The sequence below is a fragment of the Ancylomarina subtilis genome (assembly GCF_004217115.1).
GTDB lineage: Bacteria > Bacteroidota > Bacteroidia > Bacteroidales > Marinifilaceae > Ancylomarina > Ancylomarina subtilis.
In genome coordinates this window covers 1,214,457-1,238,670 of the sequence record NZ_SHKN01000001.1, presented here as the reverse complement: position 1 = coordinate 1,238,670, position 24,214 = coordinate 1,214,457, and the positions used below count along the sequence as shown (strand labels likewise).

14 protein-coding genes are annotated in these 24,214 nt (G+C 36.3%); all 14 read left to right on the top strand.

The features are described 5' to 3' along the window. Positions 1-192 precede the first annotated feature (192 nt). The 14 genes from EV201_RS05040 to EV201_RS04975 all read left to right on the top strand — a co-directional run bounded on the left by EV201_RS05040 (position 193) and on the right by EV201_RS04975 (position 24,076). Positions 193-1,389, top strand: a complete 1,197-nt coding sequence (locus tag EV201_RS05040; RefSeq protein ID WP_165389588.1) for a FecR family protein — start codon at positions 193-195, stop codon at positions 1,387-1,389. 166 nt (positions 1,390-1,555) lie between these two features. Beyond that, positions 1,556-5,008, top strand: coding sequence for a SusC/RagA family TonB-linked outer membrane protein (locus tag EV201_RS05035; protein ID WP_165389587.1), 3,453 nt, complete (start codon positions 1,556-1,558; stop codon positions 5,006-5,008). Between the two features lie 108 nt (positions 5,009-5,116). Further along, entirely contained in the window at positions 5,117-6,490 is a 1,374-nt protein-coding gene (locus EV201_RS05030) for a RagB/SusD family nutrient uptake outer membrane protein (protein ID WP_130306292.1), read from the top strand. A gap of 170 nt (positions 6,491-6,660) precedes the next feature. Beyond that, positions 6,661-7,710, top strand: a complete 1,050-nt coding sequence (locus tag EV201_RS05025) for a TlpA disulfide reductase family protein (RefSeq protein WP_130306291.1) — start codon at positions 6,661-6,663, stop codon at positions 7,708-7,710. Positions 7,711-7,766: 56 nt separating this feature from the next. Continuing rightward, positions 7,767-8,969, top strand: coding sequence for a thioredoxin family protein (locus tag EV201_RS05020; RefSeq protein WP_130306290.1), 1,203 nt, complete (start codon positions 7,767-7,769; stop codon positions 8,967-8,969). A 559-nt stretch (positions 8,970-9,528) separates the two neighbouring features. Next, the gene (locus tag EV201_RS05015; RefSeq protein WP_130306289.1) at positions 9,529-10,080 is read left to right on the top strand and encodes an RNA polymerase sigma factor; all 552 of its coding nucleotides are present in this window, start codon (positions 9,529-9,531) and stop codon (positions 10,078-10,080) included. 217 nt (positions 10,081-10,297) lie between these two features. Further along, on the top strand, positions 10,298-11,476 hold the full coding sequence (locus EV201_RS05010; protein WP_130306288.1) for a FecR family protein: 1,179 nt from the start codon (positions 10,298-10,300) through the stop codon (positions 11,474-11,476). A 171-nt stretch (positions 11,477-11,647) separates the two neighbouring features. Beyond that, positions 11,648-15,211, top strand: coding sequence for a SusC/RagA family TonB-linked outer membrane protein (locus EV201_RS05005; RefSeq protein ID WP_130306287.1), 3,564 nt, complete (start codon positions 11,648-11,650; stop codon positions 15,209-15,211). 20 nt (positions 15,212-15,231) lie between these two features. Further along, complete coding sequence (locus tag EV201_RS05000) at positions 15,232-16,722, top strand: RagB/SusD family nutrient uptake outer membrane protein (RefSeq protein ID WP_207224389.1); 1,491 nt, start codon at positions 15,232-15,234, stop codon at positions 16,720-16,722. 277 nt (positions 16,723-16,999) lie between these two features. Next, positions 17,000-18,112 carry a TlpA disulfide reductase family protein gene (locus EV201_RS04995; RefSeq protein ID WP_130306285.1) on the top strand — a complete coding sequence of 371 codons (1,113 nt, stop codon included), beginning with the start codon at positions 17,000-17,002 and terminating at the stop codon, positions 18,110-18,112. Between the two features lie 36 nt (positions 18,113-18,148). After that, entirely contained in the window at positions 18,149-18,703 is a 555-nt protein-coding gene (locus EV201_RS04990) for a protein-disulfide reductase DsbD domain-containing protein (RefSeq protein WP_130306284.1), read from the top strand. Between the two features lie 7 nt (positions 18,704-18,710). Further along, entirely contained in the window at positions 18,711-20,027 is a 1,317-nt protein-coding gene (locus tag EV201_RS04985; RefSeq protein WP_130306283.1) for an FG-GAP repeat domain-containing protein, read from the top strand. A 76-nt stretch (positions 20,028-20,103) separates the two neighbouring features. Beyond that, the gene (locus tag EV201_RS04980) at positions 20,104-21,462 is read left to right on the top strand and encodes a TlpA family protein disulfide reductase (protein ID WP_130306282.1); all 1,359 of its coding nucleotides are present in this window, start codon (positions 20,104-20,106) and stop codon (positions 21,460-21,462) included. 541 nt (positions 21,463-22,003) lie between these two features. Next, complete coding sequence (locus EV201_RS04975) at positions 22,004-24,076, top strand: protein-disulfide reductase DsbD family protein (protein ID WP_130306281.1); 2,073 nt, start codon at positions 22,004-22,006, stop codon at positions 24,074-24,076. The last annotated feature ends 138 nt before the right edge of the window (positions 24,077-24,214 follow it).

Below are 24,214 nucleotides of genomic sequence, written 5' to 3'. Positions count from 1 at the left end.
CAATCGTTGAGCCTCAGCTTATCAAGGATATATTTTTTTCTCCTTTGTTTTCTCGTGCTAAAAGCTCTAACTTAATAGGTGAGTCTGAGTTTAAGGAGTTTTGGTTTAATTTTTTTTTAAGAAAAAAATTCATTCTCCACTGTCCTTTTCTTTGGCTCGGGTGTATTACAAGTACAAAAGCCAATTAAAATGATGAGCACGACCAAAGCACATATCAAAATATCAAAGCTGATTTACAAGGAGAAAACCGATTTGTTGAACGAATCGGAATCCGATATCCTTAATGCATGGAAGCATGAGTCTGAAGAAAATAGATCTCTTTATGAGAGACTTGTTCAGGATTTGGATCTCGATTCTAAAAAAAAGGAATACAATCAAATCGATTCGGAACAAGCCTGGAAAAAATTGGAGCCACAATTAAAAACAGAAACAAAAGTGCGAACGCTTTTTAAAGAGTTTGTCCGTTATGCTGCTATTTTAATTTTGCCTTTGGCCATTGGGGGGTATTTGGTTTATAATGCCATCGATTCTGTTGAAACCTATGATGAAGTTTGGGTGGATAATATCACTCCGGGTACACAAAAAGCGACTTTGATTTTGTCTAATGGAGAGACAATAGATCTTGAAGATCAGCAGAATCAGTTGATAAAAACTACAGAGGGGGATCAGTTAAAAAACAGCGATCATAAACTTTCCTATGATCGTGAACATTTGGCTGAAATGAGTACAAAGTGGCATCGCTTGGTGGTTCCCAAAGGCGGAGAGTATCAACTCCAGTTGTCCGATGGAACGCAAGTTTGGCTAAATTCTGATTCCGAATTAAAATACACTGACAGATTTATTGGGGAAGATCGAATTGTGTATCTCAAGGGAGAGGCTTATTTCGATGTGGCAAAGGATAAGGAACATGCCTTTATTGTACAAACCAATAGGATGGATGTTAAGGTTTATGGTACTGAGTTTAATATGATGGCTTATGACGATGAAGAATTAACACAAACAACCCTTGTGGAGGGGAGTGTTGGGGTTCATCTGAAAAATGAAAGTGGTATTGTTGAGAAGATGATGCTGGAACCCAATATGCAGGTTGCTTATAATAAGGGTGCGTTGAAAGGGGAGCTTCGAACGGTTAAGACCAGTTTGTATACCGGATGGAAAGATGGACGATTCCAATTTAACGACGAAGACCTGGGAAGTATCATGCGAAAGCTTTCGCGTTGGTATAATGTGAAAGTTTTTTTCCAGAATCCTTCAATTCAAAATATACGCTTTACAGGTGAAATGAAACGTTTTGAGGATTTTTCGACCATTCTTAACTTGTTGGAACTGGGATCAAATGTTGAGTTTGAAGTAAAAGGAGATGTATTAATTGTTAATCAAAAAATATAATAGAACCTAAAAAGAAAACCCGAAAAATGCGACAACACTTTTCGGGCAGTTAAAAGAATACATGCGGTATTCTTAATTTAACCTTAATCATTACAAATTTATGAAAAAAAACTGGAATTGTCACTTCCTTCCGATGAGGGGGAAATGGCTGAAAAGCTACTGGCTTATGAGAAATTTTATTATTCTGTTTTTTGCACTCAACCTAAGTGTTTTGGCTAACGGACTTTCACAGGAGGTTTCTTTAGCCCGATACGAGAATGCTACGCTAATAGAGGTGTTTGAAGATATCAAAGTACAAACAGGTTATGGTATTCTCTACAAGATACAGGATATTAATCCTGAGATTAGAGTGGATATGAATGTGGAAAACACCAGTGTACAGGAAATTTTGGGTGATGCGCTGGAAGGAACGGACCTGGATTATAAAGTGCAGGATGGAGTGATTGTGATATTTAAAGCTGAGAAAAGTAATCAGCCTGAAGAATCAGATCGTGAACAGGAAAAGAGGGAGCTTAAAGGAACCGTTACCGATGCAGATGGCAATACCCTGCCTGGTGTTTCTGTGGTGGTAAAAGGAACAACCAATGGTGTTGCTACTGATATTGATGGCAATTACAACATTAAAATTGAAGGTGATAATGCTGTTTTGGTGTTCTCTTTTGTTGGGATGATATCGCAGGAGATTGCTTATAGGGGACAAGTTGATTTGAATGTTGTATTGAAGTATGATACAGCAAATTTGGATGAAGTTGTAGTAACAGGTTACCAAACCCTTTCCAGAGAGAGAGCAACAGGTGCATTCGAGAAAGTAAATGCCGTAGTACTCGAAGAAAAGTCGAGTGTGAACATTCTGGATAAGTTGGAGGGCCAGACTGCCGGTGTTTTATTCGACAAGGATGGGAATGTTGAGATTCGTGGTAGAAGCACACTTTTTGCCAATCAAAAACCTCTTATAGTTGTCGATGGTTTTCCGATTGAAGGAGATATGGAAACAATAAACCCCAATGACATTGAAAGTATTACAGTGTTGAAAGATGCTGCCGCTGCTTCTATTTGGGGAGCCAGAGCTGCAAATGGTGTCATTGTTATTGTTTCGAAAAGAGGAACTGGCAAAGGGAAGACTAATATTGAATTCACCTCTTCATTGTCCTTAACTCAAAAGCCTGATTTATATGATTTACCTTTTGCATCTACCGAATCATTTTTAGAGGCGGAGAAGTTTTTGGCGAATAATAAGTATACCAACTTGCCTGTAGGTGCTAATCAATACCCTTTGACAGTTGGTATGGATGCTTTTCTTAAACTAAGAGATGGTATTTATACTCAGGAGCAAACTGATGCTGTTGTTAATGGACTGAAAAATACGGATGTAAGAGATGAGTTTTCTGATTTGTTTTTAAGAAAAGCAGTCAGACAACAATACAGTCTGGCTATTAGTGGGAATAGTGAAAGGAACTCCTACTATGCTTCAGTTAATTATGATGACAATCAATCTTATTCCAAGCAATCTGCTAATGAAAGAATTATTTCCAATTTAAGTTTAAATTCTAAATTGAATGACCGATTGACTGTTAATGTTGGAATTAATGCGACGATTCGAAATCAAAAGAACAATGGAATTGGTCTTTCAAGTATTACTAGCACTTCTCAGTACCAAAAGATATTGGATGAAAATGGTAATTACGTAAACCAGCCTAAGGGTTATTATCAAGATTTCAAGGAGAATTTGGTTGATCAGGGCTACCCTTACGATTGGGATTACAATCTTAAAAGAGAATTCGATAATAAGGATAATTATGAGAAAGATGTTGATTTGAAATTAAAAGTTGGTTTTAATTATAAAATTCTCGAAGGGCTTGATTTTGATGGGCGTTACCAGTACGAATGGGGCGATAACAAAGGAAGAAGCCTTAACAATGAAGAAATTTATTATGTAAGGAATTTTGTTAATTACAGAACGGTAATTGAAGATGGAGAGGTTGTTTCCTATGTACCCAAAGGGTCAATTCTTGGTGAATCCTATAAAAATTATAAGGCCTTTACTACCAGAGGACAATTAAATTTTAATAAATCGTTTAATAATAACTTGCATAATATTACAGCCATGGCAGGTATCGAAGTTCGAAAATTTGAGCGCGAATCATCCAAGGGTATGAAAAAATATGGTTATGATCCTCAAAGCCTCCAGTACAAGAATATTAATTTAAATGAAGGATTTCCGAATGCTGTTAGTGGTCGAAAATATACGATTGGGGATAATACACAATTTGAAGATATAGAAGATCGTTTTATTTCCTACTATGGAAATATGGCTTATACATATGCCGAAAAATATACGCTGACTGCCAGTGCCCGTTTGGACGATTCAAATCTTTTTGGTGCTGATTCTGAATATCGTAACGTACCTCTGTGGTCGCTTGGTGGTAATTGGCAAATACATAAGGAAGATTTTTTTGATTTTGATTTTATTAATCAGTTAAGTTTAAGAGCAACTTATGGCTTGAATGGGAATGTTGATAAAACAACCAGCCCCTACATGATTGCTTTGGTTGCAAAAGATTACAATACACAAAATCAATTTGCTTATGTCAATAATCCAAGCAATCCAAAACTGCGATGGGAAAGAACTTCAGTTACAAACCTGGGTCTTGATTTCTCGATGTTTCGCAATAGACTATCGGGTAGCATTGAGTATTACAATAAGTACAGTGATGGTTTGTTAGGTTTTGTATCGCTGAATTCTACATATGGTTTTTCGCAAGCTAAAATGAACGTTGCCGAGATTTCAAACAAGGGACTCGATTTCAGTCTGAATGCACTGGCTATCGACAAAGCTTTTAAATGGAATGTTGGCCTTAATTTTTCTCATAACAAAAATGTGGTAAAGGAGATTGAGATGCCTGATGAGACTCCATCTTCTTACTTAAACATGAAGCCTAAGGTTGGTTTACCTTATGCTTATATGTACAGTTACAAATGGGCTGGTCTGTCTTCAGAAGGTTTACCTCAGGTATATGACCAAAATGGCGACATTGTTTCTTCATCTGATGCAATTGAAGATGCTGATGCACTAAAGTATGAAGGAACGACGACCCCAAAATTTTATGGAAGTGTAATAAATAATTTTGCATACAAAGGCATTTCCTTAAGACTTCTTATGACCTATAAGTTGGGACATGTTTTCCGAAGAAATACCTTGAATTACAGAAAATTCACATCTTCTACTGAGAGAAATTGGATTCATGAAGATTATGAAAAAAGATGGCAGAATCCAGGTGATGAATTAACGACTGACGTGCCTGTTTTCCCTGGCAATTCTTCGATGTTGTCTTCTTACTTTGATGCTTATACCAGCAACAGTAGCAATACGGTTCTCGATGCTTCTCATATCAGAATTAAGGAAGTTATTTTATCATACGACATGCCTGCTAAAATAATTAAGCCCCTTTCACTATCTAAACTGAAATTCTCTGTTCAGGCAAGAAATTTGGGCGTAATCGTTTTTAACAGTCAAAATATCGACCCGGAAAATATCCCAGATATCTTAGATATCGCTACCACAGGTGGCGGAATCCTGAATCAACCTGAGTTTACATTCAGCTTAAAAGGTACATTTTAAATTCAAGTGACGCATAAATTATGAAACGAGCCATGTTTAAAGCATTCAATACACAGGAGGCTTATTTTTGGGGACTTTCATATGGTAAAAATTTAAAATTATAAACAGATGAAATATATATATTATTTAATGGTACTTGTGGTTTTTTCTTCCTGTTCGGACGAATGGCTTGATATAAAACCCAAGGGAAAAATTATTCCTGTTAAGGTCGAAGATTATAGATTATTAATGGATCAAACTCTCTTCAAATCTGGATCCAGTGGTTTTGTTCAATCGTATGGAAATGTTCTTTATAGTACCGACGATGTTAAAATTCCGGATAGTGGTTACGATCAAAATTTTGGCAAGACATCACAGTCTGTTTACACCTGGGCCGAAAAGTTTTATCTGGACGAGGAGGAAGATGCTGATTGGCAGTCTTTATACAGTCAGATTTATGTTTGTAATGTAGTTATCTCCGAGGTACTGACTACCGAGGGCGACGAGCAGGAAAAGAAGCAACTATATGCTGAGGCTAAAATTCAAAGGGCTTTTGCCTATTTTATACTCACTAATATTTACGGAAAGCATTATAATAAAGCGACAGCTGATCTTGATCTGGCTGTGCCTCTGATAACCGTACCAAGAATAGAAGGAAGTATTCCCCGTGCAACTGTAGCCGAAATTTATAAATTCATTGAAGATGATGTTAATGAAGTTATCGATTTGCTTCCCGAAACAAGTGAGTTTAATCATCGACCAACTACGGCATCGGCTTATGCTCTTCTATCAAGGGTGAATTTGTACAAAGCCGATTATGCAAATGCTTTAATTGCTGCGGATAAATGTTTGGAAATTAATGACTTTTTGTATGATTATAAAGCGCTCGAGAAGAATGCCTGGTATCCTAATGTGATTGATCTGCCAGAAAATGTATTTAATGAGGAAGTACTTTTGAATAAGGGGGCTTCCAATAGATATTCTCTTATTTATCCCAGCGAGGAATTAAAAAATCTATATGATGTAGATTCAGATTTGCGATGGAAGGGGATGATGGAGCTTGAGTGGTTTCCGCCTTTTGCTGATGTGATATATATTGTTGAGTACTTAAGTGGTAGAGAGATTGGGCTAAGTGTTAGTGAAGTGATATTGAACCGTGCTGAGTGTCTTGCTCGTGTGGGTGATTATAATTTGGCAATTGACGATTTAAATTTGATTCGTGAAAAAAGATACGATACAGATACATACGTGCCTTTAACTGCCTCAAATAAAGATGAAGCCTTACAGTTGGTAAAGGATGAACGAAGACGTGAGCTGGCCTTTAAGGGCTTAAGATGGTTTGATCTGAAGCGTTATAATGCTAATGATAATGCAAATATTAGTTTGCAGCGAACAGTAAATGGAGATAATTATGTACTTGAACCAAACAGTGAGAGATGGGTGTACCCAATTGCTGTAAAGTATATGATTAAGAATCCGGAAATAGAACAAAACCCGCGTTAGTTTATAATCAGAGAGGGTAAAGCCCTACAATTAAATAGCCCTGGAATTATTCCGGGGCTATTATTCTATCTCCATTTATTGAAAACCTCGGTTGGAATTTTTATTGAGCCAGAGGAGTCTATTTCGATACTTTGAGGTGATCGTAATACAATTAATTAATAATTTATTTTATGATGAAGTTTTTTAAACTATTTGCCTTTATGGCATTGGTAATGCTATTCTCGTGCAGCAAAGTAAGTGATAAGTGCATTATTAAAGGCCAGCTTTCTGGTGGTGATGGTGAAGTTGTTATTTATCCCTACCAAGAGGTTCACTCACAAAAGGAATCGGATAGCTTAAGCTATAAGGCTAAAGTAATCGATGGTAAGTTTGAAATAGAAATGGATACAGAGCTTGCCTGCAGACCCGTTTATATTAAAATAGGTGATGATTCTAAAAGGTACACCGTCTTTTCTGAGCCTGGAATCATAAGAATTTTTGAAAAAGATGGCGTGATCGTAGGAGAAGGTTCCGCTGTTAATGATGAATACCATGAATTATTAGCAAAGCTGGATTATGAGGCTTACAATCAATTGAAGTATAAGCATGACCTTTCTCCGGAAGAGCAGGGAATAGTTGATAACTATATTGCCAAACTATGGGATTTAGTCAAAGATTATTCTGCAAGTATCCCATTAAGTCGCTTATTCTACGAAAAATACTGGGGAGCTGATGTCGAGACTCTAAATAAGATAGTAAATGCTTTCTCAAAGGATATACATCAATCCTATTACCTGCAAAAACTGATTGTGCGAAGAGCCAATCAGTTAAGAGTTTCTATTGGTAAGCAAGCTCCTGCATTCACGCTAAAGTCAGTGAGTAGAGAGGATGTTTCTTTAGAGATGTATAAGGGAAAATTTGTTTTAGTAGATTTTTGGGCATCCTGGTGTGGTCCATGTCGTGCAGAAATCCCAAATCTGAAAGAGATTTACAAAGATTATCAATCAAAAGGATTGCAGATTTTGTCTGTAAGTACTGATGCTAATGAAAAGGCCTGGCTTAAAGCTGTAGATAAAGAACAAATGCTATGGAAGCAAGTTCGCGATACCAAATCAGTGAGTGATTCTTATAATATTACATCTATCCCAGCTATTTTCCTGCTTGATCCCAATGGAAAAATTATAGATAAAGGTCTACACGGTCAAAATTTACGAAATAGAATTGAAGAGGTTTTAAAGTAGAAACCAGGTGTGATAGGGTATATATAGTTTTCATATAATCATTAAAAAAGATAAAAATGAAAAAGGTTTTAGTACTAATAGTAGCTACATTTATCTGTAGTGGCTTGTTTGCTCAAGGTATTGAGTTCGAACATGGAACTTTTAAGGAAGCTTTGGCAAAAGCAAAAAAAGAAAACAAGTTGATCTTTATGGACTGCTACACAAGTTGGTGTGGTCCATGTAAGTATTTATCGAAGACTATTTTCCCTCAAAAGGAAGTCGGTGACTATTTTAATCAGCATTTCGTAAGTTTTAAAATAGACATGGAAAAGGGTGAAGGGATTGAACTCTGTAAAAAGTATCTGGTTAAGTCTTTTCCAACCTTACTTTTTTTAGATTATGAGGGTAATGAAGTTCACAAAATGGTAGGTGGGAAGCCTGCAGAAGAATTGATTGCCGGAGCAAAATGTGCCATTGATCCCGATTTGAGAATTGGAACACTAAAGGAAAAATACAAAAATGGGAATAGAGAATATGATTTTTTAATGACCTATTTGACTGCCTTAAAAAGACAATATGACCGTGTGAATGTTGCGGTGGTATCAAATGAATTAATTGAAACATATTCTCTTGAAAAATTCTTAACCAGGGATTTGTTTTATGTCGTAAGTGGTTCGATGATAAAATATGGAAGTAAGGAATATCAGTACTTATTAAAAAATAAAGAGAGCATATTAGATAAGGTTGATGAGAAAGAGTATAAAAATGTTTTTAAAAATGCAATAAGAACTCACTTGAGTCAATATGCTAACATATGCAAAAGTCTTTCTGATTTGAATAAGGAGGTTGACCTGTGTGAAAGAGACAATATGTACCCTCAAATTGAGGCTTTAAGAAAAGATCTTAGTTATTCCTATTATCTCGCACAGGGGCAATTTAGAAAATGGTTTGATTCAAAGTTGCAGGAAGCTGAACAGTACGATGAAAATCAAAAGTTCTTCTTGTTACTTCGTATTGGTGATGAGGTTGTGAGAAATCCTAAATTTAAAGACTCTAAGGAATCAATAAATAGAGCCTTGAAAATAGGTCATGATTTGGCAGCTACTGATAACGGAGTGATTATGGGTAATTTCTTATTAGCTAAGCTTTATTTGAAAATTGAAAATAAGGAAAAAGCTTTAAAACACTTTAAATTGTTTTTTGATAATAATGAAAAGGCAGGAGGGAATAATACACATCCTTCAGTTAGTACTGTAAAGAATGCCATTGATCTCCTGTAGGGAATGATGTCATCTGAATGAGAGCATAATTATGGACGGAAAACCAATTAATATACCACCTCCACAACGGGGGTGGTTTTTCTGTTTCTACATCATAATACCCGATCTTCTGTACTAAAAAATAAACCTTAAGTTTGTTTTGTTAATAATAATAAATTCAATTAATCAGGCTTGTAACTTTGGTCTTTCTTCGGGTTAACTTCGGGTAAGCTTTATTGGGTTTTTAAAACATAATATTAAGGTTACCTCTAAAGTCTTTTACAAGTTAGGTTAAAGATGGGTTTATTGATCCAAACCATTCTGTTTTAGCTGTACTTTAAAGATGCTTGTATGGGGACTGATATATCTACCTAAAACCTAAGGTGGATTGTCTGATGCTTGATTTGTAGGAATATATGTTCTTTTTTTATCAAACTTGGACTTATAAAAAGCAAGATTCGTATGTGTAGAGTATAATTAACAGGCGGATTCAGGCTTTATAGAAATTAGTTGTGTTTTAAGGTTCTCAAGGGGAGTTTTTTTGTAAAATCAATATCCTTTTCTATTTTTAGCACCTACTATGAACAATCAGGAGCAATTAATTATACAGAAATTACAAAATGGCGACGAGTCTGGTTTGCGCCAAATGTTTGATATTTATTATTCTCCTCTCTGTGTGTTCGCTTTAAAATATATTGATTCTTTCGATTTGGCTGAAGATTTGGTTCAAGATATATTTATAGGTTTTTGGGAAAATAACAGAGTTAAACAGTTGAATGTTTCATTAAAATCCTACCTTTTTACATCAGTAAAAAACAATGCTCTGAATTACATTCGTAAAAATAAGAGCTATCAAATTGAAACCATGAATGATGAGTTTGATATCTTGATGGATGATTCTTTTGATCCTGAAGATTTAGAACAAATGAAAGTAAAACTTTATCAGGAGTTAGAAAACCTTTCACAACAAAGCAGAAACGTATTTGAAGCGATTATCTTTCAGAATATGAAATACAAGGATGTTGCTGAGGATTTAAATATTTCGGTTAATACCGTTAAAACCCATTTCGCACGGGCATTGAAACAACTTCGTAATTCTTTGGATGTTATCATCTTGTTTATGTTTCTGTAGTCTTTAAGTTTAAAGTTAAGCTCTTTATTTGACCTTTGCTATTCTCATTTTTTATCCTTTTTGTATTCATGGAGAACTTTGATTATCTTATCCCTGGGGTGTTTTTTTAAGCCTGTCGTAAAAATTCTCTTTTTATTTGTCACCCATTTTGCATTTCATCAATCCTAATAATAAAGGGAAGGATTTATGACATCTTATCCGACGAATATATCATAGCATGAAATTAAAAGAGGAATATATTATTAATCTGGCAATCGACTATTCAAAAAGAGAGTTGTCTGATACACAAAAAAGAGATTTAGATAATTTTCTTTCAGAAAATGAGGCAAACAGACGTCTGTTTAATCATTATCGTAAACTTTATCTTAAGGGGCGTTCAATAGCTTTTTATCATCAGCTTGATCAGCAAAAGGCCTGGAATAGTATTGCATCAAATATCACAAAGAAAAAAACGAAAACCTGGAAGCTATCTACCTGGCTTCCTTATGCCGCTGCCGTTTTGATTATTGCTGTTGTGAGTACTCTTGTTTTAAAGAATCAAGTTGAAAAGGTTGATTTTTCAAAGGCTTATAATTTTGCTGAATTTGCTCATGCAGGAAATAAAAAAGCGACTTTAACCTTAGCTGATGGTTCAAAAGTTAAATTACAAGATAATATTGAACAGCTGATATCTGAAAAAGATGGAACTCAGATTTCTAAAGATTCAGCTAATAATCTGGCCTATACTTCAAAAACAACAAAGAAAATAGAACTGCTTTACAATACAATTGATGTGCCTAGAGGAGGGGAGTATTCATTAACCCTGACCGATGGTACTAAAGTATGGTTGAATGCTGATACCAAATTGCGATACCCGGTTAAGTTTTTGAAAGGTAAAAGAGATGTGTATTTGACTGGAGAGGCCTATTTTGAGGTCGCGCACAATAAGCAAGCTCCCTTTATTGTCCATACTCATGATTCAGAAGTGAAAGTTTTGGGAACCAAATTTAATGTATCGGGCTATGATGATCAGAATTTTATAGCGACAACACTTGTCGAAGGATCTGTGCAGATCAACAATTTAAATCAAACTGAAATATTGAAGCCGGGGTATCAATCAACCATTCTAAGAGGGAAAGATCAGATCATGATTAAAAAAGTGGATGCTGATTTGTATACGTCTTGGGTGAGTGGCGTTTATGAATTTGAGGATATGGAGCTTGAGTATATTATGATTCAATTGGGACGATGGTATGATGTTGATTTCTTTTTTATGAATGAAGAATACAAACATATCCGTTTTACCGGGGCCTTTGAGAAAGAGAATTCATTTGAATATGCTCTTAATATGATAGAACGCATTGCAGATGTTGATTTTGCAATCAAAGGGAAGTATATCGTTGTTGGACGTCAATAACTTAAAGTCGTTCTGGGCTTACTTATGCGTAGAACATATAAAAGGAAGTCGGATATCGACTGGAGTTGAACTGCAGACAAAAAAAACGGGAAATATTTGCCGTATTTCCCGCTAGTGATAATTAAAAACCATTGTTGAAGCAATGGCATTAAGTAACCTAAACCCAAAAGTATGAAAAAATTAGGAAAGTGGAGGTGTTTATCACCTACCATTAGTAAAATCGCACGTATTATGAAGATAAGTGTATTGTTAATATTAGCCTGTTCTATGCAACTGTCAGCATCGGTGATGGGGCAGCAGGTTAGTATTGAGTCGGGAAGGATGTCTGTGAGAGACGTCTTTAAGGAATTTAAAGTTCAGACGGGGACATTTTTCATGTATAGTGAAGATGAGATTGACAGTGACTTGACGGTTGATGTTGATTTTTTAAATGTGAGTTTGGAAGACGCTTTGGAAGAAATTTGTAATCAGGCTTCTTTGCAGTACGAAATTGTAGATGATTATGTTTTGATTACGAAGAAACCCATTGTAATTGAGAAAGAAGTAAAACAAGAGGAAAAAGAAGTCAAAGGAACCGTTACCGATGCCGATGGCAATACCCTTCCTGGTGTTTCTGTAGTTGTAAAAGGAACCACCTCTGGAGTTGCTACCGATATTGATGGTAAGTACAGTATCAAAATTGAAGGTGATAATGCTGTTTTGGTGTTCTCTTTTGTTGGGATGGTATCGCAGGAATTGACCTATACGGGACAAAAAGTAATTAATGTGACGCTTGAGGAAGATGCGGCAATCATAGGTGAAGTTGTGGTAACGGGTTACCAGACAATTTCTAAAGAGCGGGCAACAGGTAGTTTTAATTTGGTATCCAAAGATCAAATTGATAAACCGAGTACCAACATAGGCTCTCGGTTGATAGGTAATGTATCTGGGGTTCAGGCGACATTTGATGATGAAGGAAATCCAACTTTTGAAATTCGTGGTAAAAGTAGTTTGTTTGCAAACTCGAAACCTTTAATTGTGGTAGATGGTTTTGCCATTGAAGGCGATTTCTCTTCTATCAATCCCAATGACGTGGAAAGTGTAACTGTTCTAAAAGATGCTTCGGCGGCTTCAATTTGGGGAGCCCGTTCTGCGAATGGAGTCATTGTAGTGACAACAAAAAGCGGGAAGAACCTGAAAAAAGGCGAATTAAAAGTATCTGTTAATTCTTTTGTCAAATTTTCTTCTAAGCCTGATCTCAGTTATCTGCTGGATAGAGCTTCTTCTGAAGATGTTGTTGCTTATGAGAAAATGTCTTTTGGTAAATGGGGCGCTGGTTCTCACAAAATGATAGATCAGGAAATGTCAATTATGTCTTCTTTAACACCAGGTAGAGTTGCTTTGAATGAGCATAATCTGGGTTATTTGTCGGATGAAGAACTTGATGCCAGACTTACTAAGTATGCCTCCCAGAACAATCAAAAACAGATAGAAGATCATTTGATGAAAAATCCTTTTATTCATCAGCACAATTTGCAAATTTCCTCTGGATCTGAGAAGTTTAATAATAGCCTTTCAATTATGTATGAAGGCAATCAGTCCTATTTAAAGGGGAAGGAAAATAAGAGGGTTTTAATTAACTATCGAAATTCTGCCCAGATTTTTGAATGGCTGGATTTTAGTTTTAGTGGGATGTATGGATACAAACAATCTTCCAATAATGCGTCCTTGGCAGATATCAAAAGTATTGCTCCATATGAGATGTTGTTGGATGAATCGGGGAATCGACTTCCTGTTTACAAAGGAATGTATATGCCAAATTTTGACCGATATTGGCCGAAAGAGAGTTTTCCTTACTCCGATTTGTCTTACAATCCCATTACAGAAATGGAGAATACAGATTATACAAATAAGGAAATTCAAACAAGATTTCAGGGAGCCTTGGTTTTTAAGCCTTTTGAGGGCTTGAAATTTAATTCTCAAATTCAATATGAGAGCTTTAATAGCTCAAATAAAAACATTTTGGGAGAGGGCACTTATGCTGTCAGATCGGAAATTAATTATTACACTCAGTGGAATCGGGCAGATAATAAGTTAACCCCAAATATTCCAAATGGTAATTATCTGGATCAGAATAGGAGTGAAATCGGAAGTTTAACCTTTAGAAATCAATTAAATTTTGACCGGACTTTTGGGAAACATTCTTTCAATGCCATAGCGGGTATGGAGCTCAACAAAAGAGTAACTAAAACTTTTACTGAGCCAAGAGTTTACGGTTATGATGATGATAAACTAACCGTAGGGACTTTACCCAACGGTTTAGGTAGTTATACAAATAGTAACCTGGCCATTTACAATTGGTATGGATACAAAACAACCATATACAAAAACAAGGTTCATGAATTTGGGTATAATACCGATAAATATGTGTCAGCTTATTTTAATGCAGCCTATACATATAACGATAAATATACCCTATCGGGAAGTGCCCGAACAGATGCTTCAAATTTAATTACCGATGATCCCTCTTATCGATATTCACCTTTTTGGTCGATAGGTGGGGGTTGGCAAATCTCGAAAGAGAATTTTATGAAGGATGTGTCGTGGGTAGATCGATTAGCTCTGCGTGCGACTTATGGATACAACGGAAATGTGGATCGTTCGACTTCTTTCCTGCCTTTAATAAGCATGTATCCAAACAACAATACTTATACAAATGAACCCTATGCCCGTATATCAAGCTATGGTAATCCAACTTTAAGATGGGAAAAAACCGGTACTCTGGACTTGGGTATTGATTATTCATTGTTTAGAGGAAAGTTGTTTGGGAAGGTGGATGTGTACCATAAATCAGCAAAGGATCTTGTAGCAAGTGTTTCTATTCCTGCGGTTAATGGTGTTGTTTCTCAAAAGATGAATGCGGCCGACATGATCAATAAAGGAATTGAGATTGAAGTTGGAACCAGGTTACCTATTGCAAACAAGGTGGATTTTTATGGCAACTTTAATGTGTCTTACAACCATAATAAAGTAACAAAACTCTATAGAGATAAGTTTCATCACAATGATTTGCTGCCAATGAGAGCAGGTGAAACTACTGCTTTTGTCGAAGGTGAAAATGCAAATACAATTTTTGGCAGTCATTATGCTGGTTTACATAATATGGGAACAGATGCAAAGCCAAATATGCAGCCACAAATAAGTGGTAAAGATGGTACATTGTATGGGTTTGGAACCTGGCCGGCCGATGATGTGATGAATTATGCCTATTCCCAAGGAACAACCGTGGCCCCATGGGTAATGGGATTGTCATTCGGTTTTAAAATTCATGATTTCGATATTTCATGTATTATGACCGGTAAATTTGGGCATGTGTTTAGAAGGACTTCGTACAATTACAATGCATTGGTTCCTAATTCAAGATTCTCAGAGGTGTTGAATGCCGATGCGGATAAAATGATGCCACTGCCTCAAAATGATACCGAAAGCCGTTACTATTTTTGGGATCGTTTTTGGAGATCATTCTCTTATCTGACAGAAAGTGCTAATCATGTGAGGATGCAGGAAGTGAATTTAACTTATAATCTTCCTTCGAAGTTTTTAAAGAAAACAGGCTTGGAAAGCGTTAGAATTTACTCGCAGGTGAATAATGTGTTTTCTATCTATGCGAATAAGTATAATGAAGATCCTGAATACCCTTTGGGCTCTTATAAACCTGAACCTGAATTCACTTTTGGTATTAATGTTGACTTTTAACTGATAAAATGATGAAAAAAATGAAAAGATATATTTTAATCTTAATAATAGGTACCCTATTGGGAAGTTGTAATTCCTATCTGGATGAAGTACCCTCAAAATCGACTAATTTACCACTTGAGACGATAGAACAGTTGGATGCTTTACTTGGGAATTACTCTTATTTCTACCAAGATAAAAGCAGGAACGCTGTTTTGTGCACCGATGATTGGGAAGTGTCAGCTGATTTATACAATGGTTTCAACGCAAGTGCTTACCGATCTATGGATCTGGTACAGGTTGCGACCTGGGATGTGGAATATACAGCCTATGATGGAAAAGAAACCCTTTGGAGTAGTGAGTATACTAAAATATTTTATGCCAATATGGTTTTGCATTATTTGGATGCTGTAAGCGGATCGGAAGAGAAAAAGGCAGAACTTAAAGCTGAAGCCTACTTGATTAAGGCATACAGTTACTGGATGTTGGTTAATAATTTTTGCTTGCCATACGATGAATCAACAAAGAATGAATTGGGAATATCTCTGAAAAATTCGGTTTCTTTTGAGGAGTCGATAGCACGCAGCACTCTCGAAGAGACTTACATTGAAATTGAAAATTGCCTTGAGGAAGCTCTAAAGTTGGAAAATTCAATTATTAAGGCAGGAACTTTCAGACCCTGGCGGGGAAGTTCATCGGCGGCTAAAGCATTTGCTGCACGCTATTATTTAAGTGTGAATAACTATACGAAAGCCTTGCAATACGCCAATGCAGCTTTGGGCGACTATTCCGAGCTATTCGATTACAATAGCGAAATGGCATTTTATGAATCAACCGTAACTGTGAACAACGAACAGCTTGAGGTAAATTACCCTGATACATATTATGTTACGACATCGGAGGTTCTTTCATACAAGGAATTCTATTACACAAGGTTGGCTTATCACGGCTATGCATGGTATGTACCAAGTCAGGAGTTAATGGATTTGTATGATCAGCAATCTGACTTAAGATACAAGTATAATTTTGTGGAAAACTATTCCTATACCCGTGATCGAACTGGAGTTAGTTATCCCGGATATGTTGCTATGGGAACGTATAATATACCTTCCGGACCAACCACTTCTGAAATGATTTTGATAAAAGCAGAAGCCTTGGCTAGAACCGGCAGTTGGCAGGATGCCATGAATGTGGTGGAGCAGCTACGTGTAAAAAGAATTGATTCTGATATGTATACCGAACTGGTTGCAAATACTCAGGAAGAAGCTGTGAAACTAATCATTCGTGAAAGAAGAATCGAAAGACCTTTTGTATTTACCTGGTACGATTACAGACGCTATAATAACAATGAGGTGAGCTATGATGATGTAAATCTGTCAAGAGAATTTTACCCATATAATAGTTCTGCCGTGTTAAGTGGAGAGCCACTTGTAACCTACGAACTAAGAAAAGGGGACAGAAAATGGGCCAGACCAATTCCTAATACCGAAGTGGAATCAAGTTTAGGCGTGATTAAGCAAAACACTTACTAGAAAGAAAAAGTTCGGTAGTTCTCGGTTTTTTTACAAACGGAGTTCTACCGAATTCATGCTACTGTATCATTAATGATATGGCAGCAAATGGGATTGTTCTGCTTTTTTTAGGCTATTAGACTATTGTTTAGAAAGGGCATTTAGAATACAAATTCATCTGGCCGTCTTCCATAACGAGATGTTAATTTAAAATGATGTGGTATTCTTCAAATCGATCATGCAGGCTTGTACTATTGTTTGTAATTGATCATATATACAACTATTGAATTTATTAATTATGCAACGAAAGTATTTTAGGCAATTAGTGCCACTATTTGTTCTCATTTGTATTTATTCCTGTAACGTAAAAAGACCTTGTATCGAAGGATGCATCTCTGGTGAAAACTGGGAAAAAATTTATCTTTATTCTGAAAGTAGTAGGGAACCACTAGATTCGGCTATGGTTAATAATAACCGGTTTAAAATAAATACCAGAAATCTGAAAAGCCAAATCTGTTATATCGGAAGAGCAAAAAATAAGGTTCCCCTTTTTGTGATTCCGGCTCTCATTAAAACATCCTTAATTGTTACCAATGGAAAAATCGCCATGGATGTTTCCGGATCACCAGAGCATCAAATGCTTGAGACCTATAAAAAGGAACTGAGCCAATCAAAAGAAGCGGAACGTTTGCAGGTTTGCGACGAAAGGATTAATGAAGCAAAACAAAAGTCCAATGATTCATTGGTTTCTCAGCTCAATGCAGAATATTGGCAAATGGTTAATCGTAAAACCGAGCAATTGATTGAAAAGAATCAGAATTCTCCTTTTGGTTTATACCTGTTTTATAAGCGGTTCGTCTATTTTAAAAACTTCTATACTCAGGAAAAAATTGATGAAATTCGACATAATTATAAAAGTTTAGGAGCAAAAGCATTAGAGTCACTATGGGCTGAAAAAATTGAACAAACCTTAACAAGATTTGAAAAGAGTGTTGTAGGGAAAAATGCGCCCGATTTTTCAGGAACCGATACGTTAGGGATAACCAAAAGATTAAGTGACTTCAAAGGGAAATACGTTTTGGTTGATTTTTGGGCTAGCTGGTGTTATTGGTGCCGTTTGGAAACGCCTTATTTTAAAAAAGCGATTGATTTATATGATGATAATCAATTGGCTGTGCTTGGTGTTTCTTTTGATAGTAAGGAAAAGTCGTGGCGTGCCGCTATAGAAGAGGATGAGAGTCATTGGAATCAATTATTGGTTACACAAGAGGAGATGAACCAAATTAAAAATGCTTATGCTTTTAGTGGGATTCCTCATATTATTTTGCTCGATTCTCAGGGGAAAATAGTCGCTCGGGGGTTAAGAGGAGAAGAGATGATTAATACTTTGAAAAAATATTTAGGCAACTAAAAAACAAGTGTTTGATTTACTAAAAAAGATTAAGAAATGAAGAATTTAATTTGCTTGTTAGGTATCCTATTTTTTGTTCATGTTCATATAAAAGGTCAGTCATTTGATCGTAACTTCTATGATCTGTCATCTGATGGTATGGAACAATTAAATATTCGAATATTCACCGATTATGATAAAATTGAAATAGGAGGCGAATTTGTTTTAGCAGTTTGCTTTGATCTGGAAGAAGACTGGCACACCTACACAGCCATGAATACGGGAAAGAACAGACCTACTTCAATTATTCTATCATTGCCCGATGGCATAGTGGTTAACGATACGATCTGGCCAGGTCCGGTTGTTGTGGAAAGCAGTAAAGGAGGGACAAATATGATTTATGATTCCGATTTTATGGTCTTGTATAAGCTATGTGCAAATAAAAAAATAAATCCTTCGAAAATAGGTGTTAATGCTTCTTTTCAAGTGTGTAGTTCCGACCTATGTATGCTGGGCGAAGCAAGTTTAGAAACTCAAATTGTGACAGGAGAAAATAAGAAGAATTGCTTCTACGATGGGATTCAGAAGGAGTTAAAACTAAGAAAAAAATAAAAAGACAATGAAATTTACAATATATGCATTCTTAATATCTATGTTGTTCGTTCAGGGAGTGAGAGCACAGGTGGAAAATAGATCATTTCAGGAACCATTTCGGTTAAAAACAGGTGCTGAATTTATTAATGTTCATGAGTCGGGGCACTCCGCCCCTTATTTGTATGATATAAACAAGGATGGAAAGCTTGATTTACTTTTGGGTTATTATGGACGTGAACGGCTTGAAACTGATACAGTTCGTTCTGGACATTGCCTGACCAAAGGGGCTTGTAAAATATATTTGAATAATGGAGATAACATCAAACCCGAATATACCTACCATGGAGAAATACAGGCCGGTAACGACAGAGCTTTTGTGCCATGCGATTGTTGCGTCGGCTTTGTGCCGGGTTTGGCCGATATTAATGGCGATGGCATTGATGATTTGGTTTCGGGATCGTTTCCCGGTCAGGCATACTTTTTTAAAGGTAAAGAAGACGGTAACTTCGAACCCTTTGTATTTATCAGAGATACTTTAGGAAATACTTTAAACCCCGGGCATACAACTACCGTAGCCCCTTTCGATTGGGATGGCGACGGGTTGCTAGATTTGGTATGGGGTGTTCGCTTTAAAGGAGTAGCCGTGTCGCGAAATGTTGGAACCCGAAAACAAGCTGCTTTTTTAGTTCCTGAATTCATCGATATAATGCCTTATACTGAAGGTTATGAAAAAGTTTCGAGTCATACTGTTCCTGTTGATTGGAACGGTGACGGGCGTTTCGATTTGGTATGTGGCAGCGAGTCGGGCGATGTGTTTGTTTGCCTGAATACGGGAACTGCTAAAGAACCAAAATTTGATTCAAAACCTGAAGTATTAATTATGAACAAACGAAATCATTCAAAAGCCCTGGTGGGAGAAAATCAGCCACACGGATATCGATCAAAGCTATTTGTGCATGATTATAATGGTGATGGTAAGTTAGATATTCTGGTAGGTGATGTGTACACAGAAAGAGAGATTTTTAGGGAGTTATCATCCGAAGAAATGATGCTTAAAAAGCAAAAAGAAACGGCTGCGAAAGGAAGTAAAGAAGAGAGAAGAGCCTTTTTTAAAACCTATTATGATTTTGTGGATAAAGAATGTGTAAAGCTGATGAATGCCAATACCGATTTAACCGAGGTTGAAGCAAAGGGGTTGGCATGGAATAATTTACCTGATGAAATGCTTATGGGGTTTCAGAAATATTTGCAGGAGAGTGAAAAGAAATGGGCTTTCTTGTCTGATTTTAAAACACAAAATAGTTACGTGGGAGGTTTTGTTTGGGTGTATATTCAGAAATGATACTGATACTTTTTAATCAGGGAGCTTGGGGCAGAAGAAATTTTTCATATTGTAAAAAATATTAAAACAATTAAACATGAGTATTCAAAATCTTAACAAATATATATATGGTGTCGTTATTTTATTCTGTCTGGTATTTACTGGCTGTAGCCAATATCAGAGTAAATCAGTTAAATTTAAGGGACGACTAGTGAATTTTGACAAGATAGTTACCTTGGTAAATCAAAGCCCTGAGGCTATTCTTTTAAAGGAAGGTGTAGAAATACAGACTGATGATTCGTGCTGTTTTGAAATAGAATTGAATTTGACACAGCCGACTTATTTTAAGTTGGGCAGAAATACATTGTACTTGCAACCGGGCTACAACCTGGAGGTTTACATTGATAAAGATTCTCCTACTAATGCCAAATTTAAGGGCATCGGAGTTGAACCCAACAGGTATCTCAAAGATAAGCCATTCCCCAAAGCAGGATCTTTTTTACAGGCTGGTCAAATGCTAAAAGAGAACCATTCGTACGAATTTGTGAAAGAAGAAATAGAGAAAAAAATGAGTGGATTAATGGATTCGCTAAAGCTCTACCCGAATTTACCACCGAATTTTGTTGAATTAGAAAAGACAAGAAACTACCTAAATGCTGCCATCTCATTAAAATCCTATCCGACTTATCTAACTTTTTCGGGGAAATTTAAAAGCTACGAGGAAGCTAAGGCTGTTTCTGATTCTGTTAAACCAATTCTTAATGACGATTTTAAGAGATATGTGAATTTAGCAGGATTTCGTTCGGAATTTTTACAGTTGGAAGAGTTTCGATATATGCTGTTTAAGCGTCTCAGAGAAGAAAAGGATATGGAATTAACTGTTGAGACAGACGATTTTATTAAAGTTTACAGTATCACTCAGAAATTAGGTCATCAAGGGCCAGTACAGCAGGTGCTGAATGAGAAAGTAAAGGTAGCAGAGGGATTAAAAACTGATGCCTATAAATCGGTTTTGAACAAAGCATTTGAAAAGTACAATAGCTTGCTTCCAGGCCAGAATGCCCCGGATTTTCAGCTAACCGATTTAACAGGTAAATCGGTGTCTAAGAAGGATTTTGAAGGCAAGATTTTAGTGGTTGATCTCTGGGCCACCTGGTGTGGACCTTGTAAGGCCGAATCGCCTTATTTCGAAGCATTGGCTAAAGAGTTTGCCAATGATAAGGTTGCGTTTATATCAGTTTGTATAGATAGCAAAGAGTCAATTTGGAGGAAATATCTTGAAAAGCATGAAAAAACGTCTTTGCAATACATGGCCGATAGATCAGAGTTTCAAAACTATTTGATTAATGGCATTCCTCGTTTTATGGTATTCGACAAGGATGGGAAAATCATTGATGCCTTTGCACCCCGTCCCTCGGATGAGAAACTTAAGCAATTGATACAAAAATCTTTGTAAAGAGTAGTTTTGATTGTTTGAATTTTTTTGGGCAGTGCAGTTTGGGGTGGCTTCTGTTTTTTGATGAAATTCTAAGATTGCAATTGTTAACTCCTTGTTAAAAGAAAGGAACTGAGGACAAAAAACGAGCGAAATAGGCTTTATTTTAATTTGATTTTTTCAATTTTACCTGAACTTATGGTTTTAAAGATGCCAGAATTATAATGAAAGGTGAAAAGGATATTTTTTTTCGGTATCTATTCATTTCCTATTTTTATCTAATCTGGATTATATCTGAAAGTGTAAGTTGTAGACAAATCAGCTTTTTGTCGGATCTTATATTAACAAAACACTTGTGGTGATTGTTTATTAATATGGGAGCTATCTTGCTGAGTTTAACATTTTTTTGACAAAAAAAATGAAATCTGATTCACCCTTTTTAATGAAATAGGGGTCTTATGGATGTAGGAAAACAAAAAGACGATCCTTTTTAAAGGATGATAAAAATAAAAATCAGTGATAAGCGATTGTCACACACAACAACTAACAAAAATTAAGTCCAATGAAATTGAATTTTAAGTTTGCTCTATTTTTTATAATGAGCAGCATGATTACTTTGAGTGCATTTAGTCAGATTGTTCAGCCGGCAAAATGGAAGGTTGAATTTTCGAAGAAGGATGTGAAAGTTGGAGAGACTCTTGAAGTATTGATTAAGGGAGATATCCAGGATACATGGCATGTGTATTCCAACGATTTTGATCCGGATCTGGGTCCCATAGTGGCATCGTTTAATTTTACTAAAAATGATTCTTACGAATTGGTTGGTAAAGTCATCCCAATTAAACCGGTAAAGCACTTCGACGAAGTTTGGGAAGGAGACGTCAGTTATTTTGAGAAAAAAGCTGAATTCCGTCAAACAGTTAAAGTTCTTAAAGTAAACTTAAGAGTTGCAGGTTCTTTCGACTATCAGGCTTGTTCTGATGTGTCAGGTCGTTGTGTAACGGGTGAAGAAGATTTTGATTTGTCTTTAACAGCAAAGTCAAATGCGCTTGCTAAAACAGAATCGGCTGCCAAGCCAGTTGTAAAAGAAGAAAAGAAAGACGTTGCTGCTGTTGTAAAGGATGATGTTAAGGCTGAAATAAAAGAAGCAGCTCCTGTTCAAAAGAAAGATAGCGCTAAGAAAGGTCTTTGGACTATTTTTATTGCAGCTTTTCTGGGTGGATTAATTGCTATTGTAACCCCTTGTGTATTCCCAATGATCCCGATGACGGTGAGTTATTTTATGCATAGTGGTGGTGGCAATAAAGCGAAGGGTAGAATGAATGCCTTCTTCTATGGTTTTTCAATTATTGCAATTTATACGGTGATTGGAACAATTCTAGCCGTTGTAATGGGGCCCGCTTTTGCCAACTTTTTAAGTACACATTGGATTCCGAATCTATTATTCTTCATCATTTTTGTTGTGTTTGCATTCTCCTTTTTTGGAATGTTTGAAATTACAATGCCTAGCTGGATGGTGAACAAGTCTGTTGCCAATGAAGATAAAGGCGGTTTTATGGGTTCATTCTTTATGGCTTTTACACTTGTATTGGTTTCATTCTCATGTACAGGACCCATTGTAGGATCTATTTTGGTTGCTTCAGCAGGTGGTGAAGTGTTGATGCCAATTATTGGTATGCTAGGTTTCTCATTGGCCTTTGCACTTCCATTTACCTTGTTTGCTATTTTCCCGGGTTGGTTAAGCAATATGCCAAAGTCCGGAGGCTGGTTGAACTCTGTAAAAGTTGTTTTAGGTTTCTTAGAATTGGCTTTAGGTTTGAAATTCCTAAGTATTGCCGATCAGACATACCATTGGGGAATATTAGATAGAGAGATTTACTTAGCCATTTGGATTGTGATCTTTACGCTGATGGGATTTTATTTGTTAGGAAAACTCATGTTCTCTCATGATAGTCCTGTTAAACATGTTAGTGTTCCTCGATTAATGTTAGCCATTGCTTCATTCTCTTTTGTGGTGTATATGATTCCAGGTTTATTTGGAGCACCACTTAAAGCCTTATCGGGCTATATTCCACCCAAAGCAAGTTTGGATTTTGATATCCAGTCTTTAGTGAGAGAGAATGCAGGTTCAGGCGTTAAGCATGAGAAGATTAATGCGAAGTATAGCGATTTCCTACACTTACCTCATGGCTTGCAAGGTTATTTTGATATGGATGAAGCTAAAGCAGCAGCTAAGGCTCAGAATAAACCTTTATTTATTGACTTTACGGGTCACGGTTGTGTAAACTGTCGTGAAATGGAATCGAATGTATGGTCTGATCCGGAGGTGTTGAGACGCCTGAGAGATGATTATGTGATTGTAGCCATGTATGTTGACGATAAGAAACAATTACCCGAAGAGGAATGGATCGTTTCGAACTACGATGGAAAAACCAAAAAGACATTGGGAAAAAAGAATGCGAATTATCAAATCGAAAATTATAATGTAAATGCTCAACCTTACTATGTGCTTTTGGACAATGAAGGTAAGGCATTGCATACCCCAAGAGCTTATGATTTGGATGTAGATGCATTTGTTAAGTTTCTTGATGAAGGGATAAAGAATTTTAAGAACGGGAAAAGCGTTGCTCTCTAGTTTTCAAGGGTAAATAAGGCAATGTTTTGCAACGCACGTGTTCTTAGATGTTTGCAAATAGTTTTTTAAATTATTTTTTAGTTAGTCGGTAGAGGGGCAGAATCCGTATAGAATCGTTTGGTGTCTAAGAGACACAAC

Coding starts and splice junctions, on each gene's coding strand:
- EV201_RS05025 (WP_130306291.1), top strand. CDS start 6,661: ATGATGAAGTTTTTTAAACTATTTGCCTTTATGGCATTGGTAATGCTA.
- EV201_RS05010 (WP_130306288.1), top strand. CDS start 10,298: ATGAAATTAAAAGAGGAATATATTATTAATCTGGCAATCGACTATTCA.
- EV201_RS05015 (WP_130306289.1), top strand. CDS start 9,529: ATGAACAATCAGGAGCAATTAATTATACAGAAATTACAAAATGGCGAC.
- EV201_RS05030 (WP_130306292.1), top strand. CDS start 5,117: ATGAAATATATATATTATTTAATGGTACTTGTGGTTTTTTCTTCCTGT.
- EV201_RS04990 (WP_130306284.1), top strand. CDS start 18,149: ATGAAGAATTTAATTTGCTTGTTAGGTATCCTATTTTTTGTTCATGTT.
- EV201_RS04980 (WP_130306282.1), top strand. CDS start 20,104: ATGAGTATTCAAAATCTTAACAAATATATATATGGTGTCGTTATTTTA.
- EV201_RS04975 (WP_130306281.1), top strand. CDS start 22,004: ATGAAATTGAATTTTAAGTTTGCTCTATTTTTTATAATGAGCAGCATG.
- EV201_RS05000 (WP_207224389.1), top strand. CDS start 15,232: ATGAAAAGATATATTTTAATCTTAATAATAGGTACCCTATTGGGAAGT.
- EV201_RS04995 (WP_130306285.1), top strand. CDS start 17,000: ATGCAACGAAAGTATTTTAGGCAATTAGTGCCACTATTTGTTCTCATT.
- EV201_RS05040 (WP_165389588.1), top strand. CDS start 193: ATGAGCACGACCAAAGCACATATCAAAATATCAAAGCTGATTTACAAG.
- EV201_RS05005 (WP_130306287.1), top strand. CDS start 11,648: ATGAAAAAATTAGGAAAGTGGAGGTGTTTATCACCTACCATTAGTAAA.
- EV201_RS05035 (WP_165389587.1), top strand. CDS start 1,556: ATGAGAAATTTTATTATTCTGTTTTTTGCACTCAACCTAAGTGTTTTG.
- EV201_RS04985 (WP_130306283.1), top strand. CDS start 18,711: ATGAAATTTACAATATATGCATTCTTAATATCTATGTTGTTCGTTCAG.
- EV201_RS05020 (WP_130306290.1), top strand. CDS start 7,767: ATGAAAAAGGTTTTAGTACTAATAGTAGCTACATTTATCTGTAGTGGC.